Raw genomic sequence first — 598 nt, forward strand, 5'->3', positions numbered from 1 at the left:
ATATGGGCGTGTTCGCCAGGATCATGACGGGCCTGGCGGCAGAAGCACCGGACAACAAGACGATCTCTATCGACGCGACCTACCTCAAAGCACACCGCACGGCTTCAAGCCTGGGGTCAAAAAAGGGTGATTGTATATTTGACAAACCCAACGTGATGCCTTAGATTGAGGTCAAGACGTTAGGAGCCTGTCATGTCTGTTCTGTCCAAGCCATACATGCACGACGAAGCCGCATCCTTCGCGCACGTCGAAAGCATCATCTGGGCCGATGGCCCGGTGTGCCCGCACTGCGGCGTGGTGGATCGCGCCTACAAGCTTGAAGGCGTCCGCACGAAGCCCAGCAAGAAGAACCCCGAGGGCAAGGTGCGCCACGGTCTGTGGAAGTGCCGTGAGTGCCGCAGCCAGTTCACGGTTCGCAAGGGCACCATCTTCGAGGACAGCCACATCGAGATGCACAAGTGGCTCCAGGCTATCGGTGTTTGTCAAAGTAGTTGTCCGCCGATTTCATGCGGCGTCTCTGATTTCAGGGGCGCTGATTTCGGTTTCTGGGTTAAGCCAGACGGGTCCGGCAGGTTGCCAGTTGCGGGTTTTGCCTGAC

The 598-nt window shown here is 57.7% G+C and carries 2 pseudogenes; both read left to right on the forward strand.

Annotated features, from left to right (window positions below):
- A pseudogene (locus ROA7023_RS24325) lies at positions 1 to 128 on the forward strand (IS5/IS1182 family transposase); the annotation flags it as partial.
- A 64-nt stretch (positions 129 to 192) separates the two neighbouring features.
- Positions 193 to 507 (forward strand): annotated as a pseudogene (locus tag ROA7023_RS23655) (transposase); the annotation flags it as partial.
- Between the last annotated feature and the right edge of the window lie 91 nt (positions 508 to 598).

This window comes from Roseisalinus antarcticus (assembly GCF_900172355.1).
Classification (GTDB): Bacteria; Pseudomonadota; Alphaproteobacteria; order Rhodobacterales; family Rhodobacteraceae; genus Oceanicola; species Oceanicola antarcticus_A.